Origin of the sequence: Kitasatospora sp. NPDC047058 (genome assembly GCF_040643935.1) — a bacterium.
Taxonomy (GTDB): domain Bacteria; phylum Actinomycetota; class Actinomycetes; order Streptomycetales; family Streptomycetaceae; genus Kitasatospora.
The window spans coordinates 1-4,661 of sequence record NZ_JBEYVJ010000479.1 but is presented as its reverse complement, the minus strand read 5'-3'; the positions used below and the strand labels follow the sequence as shown (position 1 = coordinate 4,661).

Annotated in this window: 4 protein-coding genes and 1 pseudogene; 1 reads left to right on the top strand and 4 read right to left on the bottom strand. The window is 75.5% G+C overall.

The features are described 5' to 3' along the window. Window positions 1–62: 62 nt before the first annotated feature. The 4 genes from ABZ885_RS35820 to ABZ885_RS35805 all read right to left on the bottom strand — a co-directional run bounded on the left by ABZ885_RS35820 (window position 63) and on the right by ABZ885_RS35805 (window position 3,767). The gene (locus tag ABZ885_RS35820; protein WP_360198379.1) at window positions 63–701 is read right to left on the bottom strand and encodes an ABC transporter substrate-binding protein; all 639 of its coding nucleotides are present in this window, start codon (window positions 699–701) and stop codon (window positions 63–65) included. A gap of 179 nt (window positions 702–880) precedes the next feature. Then, window positions 881–1,702, bottom strand: a complete 822-nt coding sequence (locus tag ABZ885_RS35815) for an ABC transporter ATP-binding protein (protein ID WP_360198376.1) — start codon at window positions 1,700–1,702, stop codon at window positions 881–883. Continuing rightward, entirely contained in the window at window positions 1,702–2,805 is a 1,104-nt protein-coding gene (locus ABZ885_RS35810; protein ID WP_360198373.1) for an iron ABC transporter permease, read from the bottom strand. The genes ABZ885_RS35815 and ABZ885_RS35810 overlap by 1 nt, the downstream gene beginning before the upstream one ends. Next, on the bottom strand, window positions 2,802–3,767 hold the full coding sequence (locus ABZ885_RS35805) for an iron ABC transporter permease (RefSeq protein WP_360198382.1): 966 nt from the start codon (window positions 3,765–3,767) through the stop codon (window positions 2,802–2,804). Before ABZ885_RS35805 ends, ABZ885_RS35810 begins: the two co-directional genes overlap by 4 nt. Window positions 3,768–3,992: 225 nt before the next feature. On the opposite strand from ABZ885_RS35805, the pseudogene ABZ885_RS35800 reads away from it, so the two are divergent. Further along, window positions 3,993–4,661: pseudogene (locus ABZ885_RS35800) on the top strand (hypothetical protein); the annotation flags it as partial.

Here is a 4,661-nt window from a genome sequence, read left to right as displayed (position 1 = left end):
CGGCGGAGGCGTCGGTGACCACCAGGCGGCGGCACCAGGACTGGCGGGCCAGGCCGCCGACCTCATCGATCGTCAACGGTTCGGCCAAGCGGTAGCTCGCCGAGCTTGGCGGCGCGGGCCTCGTAGTCGGCCAGCGCCTTCTTGGCCTCGGCCTCCTTGCCGAGCGCCTGGGCGTAGAGGGCGAGGTTCTCCTTCCACGGGAAGCCGGTGGTCTCGGCGAGCACGGTCGGCGCGATGGCGTTCAGCTTGTCGTAGACCTTGGCGTGCCGGACCTTCGAGGAGAGGATGAGGTCGGGCTTGAGGGAGGCGATCAGCTCCAGGTTCGGCTCGTTCATCGGGCCGACGTCCTTGGTGTCCTTGATCTTGTCCTTGAGGTAGCCCGGGAAGCCGCCCTCGGTCTTCATGTGCGGGGAGACCGCGCCGACCGGGGTGATGCCCAGCAGGGTGACGTCGTCCAGCTCGCCGCTGTCCAGGACCACGACGCGCTTGGGCTGGGCCTTGATCTCCGCGGTGCCGGCGGCGTGGGTGACGGTGCGCGGGAAGACCGCGGCGGAACCGGCGGAGGCCGCGGCGGCGTCGCCGGCCGGCTTGGCGGCGTCCTGGCCGTCGCCGTTGCTGCCGCAGGCGGCGAGCAGCGTGGTGGAGAGCGCGACGGCGAGGACGGCGGCGGGGAGTCTGCGGGCGCGGGCGGTGCGGTTCATGACGGCTTCCTTGTCTCTGGTGCGGGGTTGCCGGACGGTTCCGGGCAGGGCGGGACACCGGACCGGCCCGCGGGGTGAGCGCGGGGCCGGCCGGACGTGTTCGGGGGTGGCCGGTGGCCTGCCGGTGCAGTGGCAGGCGGAGCGGCCGGCCGAGTGGCCGGAGCAGCGGCCCGGCGGACTCAGCGCGCGACGGCGGCGGGCCGTCTCGCCCGGGCCCGCGGCACCACCAGCGGCGTGCCGGTCTCCGGGTCGGGCACGACCTGGCACGGCACCTGGAAGACCTCCTCCACCAGCTCGGCCGTCAGCACCTCGGCGGGCGCCCCGGCGGCGGCGAGCCTGCCGTCCTTGAGGACGACCAGGTGGTCCGCGTACCGGGCGGCCTGCCCGAGGTCGTGCAGCACCATGACGACGGTGCGCCCGGCCTCGGCGTGCAGGTCGGCGACCAGGTCGAGGACGTCCAGCTGGTGCCGGAGGTCGAGGAAGGTGGTCGGCTCGTCGAGCAGCAGCAGGTCGGTGTCCTGGGCGAGCGCGAGGGCGATCCAGGCACGCTGGCGCTGGCCGCCGGAGAGCCGGTCCACCTGCTGGTCGCGGAGCACGTCCGTGCCGGTGCGGGCCAGCGCCTCCTCGACGGCGGCCTGGTCGGCCTTGGACCACGGGCTGAGCATCCGCTGGTGCGGGAACCGGCCGAGCCGGACCAGCGCCTCGACGGTGACCGCCTCGGGGGTGACCGGCTGCTGCGGCAGCAGGCCCATCCGCTTGGCGAGCGCCCGGGCGGGCATCCGGTGGATGTCGGAGCCGTCCAGGGTGACGGTGCCGGCGGCCGGGTCGAGCAGCCGGACCAGCCCGCGCAGCAGGGTGGACTTGCCGCAGGCGTTGGGGCCGACGATCGCGGTGACCGCGCCGCCGGGCAGTTCGAGGTCGAGCCCGTCCACGATCACCCGGTTGCCGTAGCGCAGGTGCAGGCCGTGGGCGGCGAGCCGGTTCTCCGGGGTGGTCGTCATCAGTTGCTCCTCTGGGGAAGCCGGCCCTGGCGGATCATCAGCACCAGGAGCCAGGGCGCGCCGAGCGTGGCGGTGACGGCACCGACCGGCAGGCCGTGGACGGGGATCACGTGCAGCACGAGCAGGTCGGAGGAGAGCAGCAGCACGGCGCCGGTGAGCGCGGTGAGGCCGAGCGTGCCGGGCGTGGGCGGCCCGGCGAGCAGCCGGACCAGGTGCGGGACGGCGAGGGCGACGAAGGCGACCGGCCCGGTGAGGGCGGCGGCCAGCGAGGCCAGCGCGATGGTGAGCAGCAGCAGGAGGACGCGGTCGCGGCCCGGATTGAGGCCGAGGCCGCCGGCCGAGTCGTCGCCGAGGTCCAGCACGGCGACCCGGCGCTGGGCGAGCAGCACGACGGCCGCGGTGAGCGCGATGGCGGTGCCGCCGATCCAGACCTCGGTCCAGTTCCGCCCGTACAGCGAGCCGGTGGTCCACTGCATCGCGGAGGCGGCCAGCTCGGCCGGGAACCGGACGATCATCAGGTTCACGGCGGCCGCCAGGCCCTGCTGGACCGCCAGCCCGACCAGCACCAGCCGGGTCACCGCCATCCGCGAGCGCCAGGCGAAGCCGCCGAGCAGCAGCGCGGCCAGCAGGCCGCCGCCGAGCGCGGCGAGCGGGATCAGCTCCTGCGAGGCGCCGGTGGCGAGCATCAGCACCGCGCCGAAGGACGCGCCGCCGGTGACGCCGATGGTGTCGGGGGAGGCGAGCGGGTTGCGGAAGAGCCGTTGCAGCATCGCGCCGGCCACCGCCAGCCCGGCGCCGGCGATCAGCGCCGAGACCACCCGGGGGGCCCGGAACTCCTGCACCACCAGCACGTTTCCGGCGTCGCCGGACCCGGCCAGGGCGCGCAGCGCGTCCCAGACGGACATCTTCACCTGGCCGGTGCCGAGCGCGACGCCGGTCAGCAGCACCAGCAGTGCGGCGGCCAGCAGCGACCAGGCCGCGGTACGGGCCTTGCGGCGGGCCGCGGTGCTGCGCGCCGGGGCGGCGGTGGCGGCGGTTGGTGCAGGACCGGTGGGGGCGGGATCGGCGGGCGCGGGGCCGGTGGCGGCGGTGGGGGAGGTCATCGGGCCACCTTCCGGGCCAGGACGGCGAGCAGCGGTGCGCCGAGGAAGGCGGTCACGATGCCGACCTCGATCTCGGAGGGCCGGGCCACCACGCGGCCCAGCACGTCGGCGGCGAGCAGCAGCACCGGACCGGCGATCAGGCAGCCGGGCAGCAGCCAGCGGTGGTCGTTGCCGAGGAAGGGGCGGACCAGGTGCGGCGCGGCCAGCCCGATGAAGGCGACCGGCCCGGCGACGGCGACCGCGCCGCCCGCGAGCAGCACGACGGCCAGGCCGCCCACCACCCGGATCCGGGCCACGGGGACCCCGAGCGACTGGGCGGCCTCGTCGCCGAGCGCCAGTGCGTTGAGCGCGGGGGAGACGGCGAAGGCGCCGACCAGGCCGAGGACGAGGAGGGGCAGGACGGGCGTCAGGGTGTCCAGGTGCCGGCCGGCGACCGAGCCGGCCAGCCAGAACCGGGCCTCGTCCAGCGTGCGGTGACTGGCCAGCATCAGGGCCGACGTCCAGGAGGTGAGCACCACGGTCAGCACGGTGCCGCCGAGCGCCAGCCGGACCGGGTCGAGGTCCCCGCCGCGCCGCGACATCGCGTACGCGGCCACCGCGGCGGTGGCCGCGCCGGCGAGGGCGAACCAGACGTACTCGACCGGCCGGGTGAGGTGGAAGGTATAGATCGCGGCGACCACGGCGAAGCCCGCGCCGGCGTTGATCCCGAGGGTGACCGGCGAGGCGAGCGGGTTGCGGGTGACACCCTGGGCGACCGCCCCGGCCACGCCGAGCGCGGCGCCGACGGCCAGTCCGATGACGGTCCGGGGGACGCGAAGGCCCGTCACCACGGCGGCGTCACCGCCGTGCCCGGTACCGGTGAGGGCGTCGATCACGGTGGAGAGCGGGACGGAGCGGGAGCCGAGCGCGAGGCTCAGGGCGGCGCAGAGCAGCAGGACGACGACTCCGGCGGCCAGCAGCAGGGGACGCCGGACCGCCGGGTTCCGGGGCGTGGCCGGAGCTGGGGAGACCGGCTGGTCGGTGGTGAGCACGAGCGAGATATTAGGTTAGGCAAACCTAACTTCGTCAAGTTTGTCCCATCCGGGCGAGCCGGGTGGTGCCGCGTCCGGGGCGGGCTGAAGGTGCCTATAAGGTGAGCCTCACCTTATCCGATCTCGGGAGTGCCGATGATCTTGGGTGCCGCACCCATGCCCGCCAGCGGCCAGTGCCTCTCTCCTCTCCGTGCGGACTACCGGCGGCTGCTGGAGCTCTGCCCCGCCCTGAAGGTCAGACTGCTCGACGACGGCGAACCGGCCCCGACGCGTGCTCAGGGGTGGTACTCCGCGGCCGAACTGGCCGCCGACCCGGTCGCGCTGGACGCCGCACTGGCCGGCGAGGCCGCCCGGATCGCCCCGGCCGCCGCCGAGCACGGCACCGCCCCGCGCCCGCACGTCGCCGCGTCCCGGCTGCTGCACCACTACCTCTGGTCGGTCTGCGTGCTGATCGCCGGGCCCTGGTACCTCGGCCGTCGCGTGCCCGCGATCGCTGGCGCAGACCTCTGGCTGCACGCCCCCACCGGTGATCTCGCGCTCCGCCCGCGCGCCCACGTCACGCTCCCGGGGGACGACGAGCTCCGGGCCGAGCTGCGCGCCGCCGTCGTCGGCCACGTCGAACCGCTGCTCACCGCCTTCGCCGGCCCCACCCGGCGCGGCACCCGGGCGCTCTGGGGCATGGTCACGGACGACCTGGCCTCCGCGATCTGGTACCTCGGACGGATGCTGGACGCCGCCGCGCCGGACGCCCCCGCCCCGGATGGCGCCGAAAGCTGCGGCGCACGCGCGACCGCACACCCGGGCGAGGGCGAGGGCGCGGGCGAG

Coding starts and splice junctions, on each gene's coding strand:
- ABZ885_RS35820 (WP_360198379.1), bottom strand. CDS start 701: ATGAACCGCACCGCCCGCGCCCGCAGACTCCCCGCCGCCGTCCTCGCC.
- ABZ885_RS35815 (WP_360198376.1), bottom strand. CDS start 1,702: ATGACGACCACCCCGGAGAACCGGCTCGCCGCCCACGGCCTGCACCTG.
- ABZ885_RS35810 (WP_360198373.1), bottom strand. CDS start 2,805: ATGACCTCCCCCACCGCCGCCACCGGCCCCGCGCCCGCCGATCCCGCC.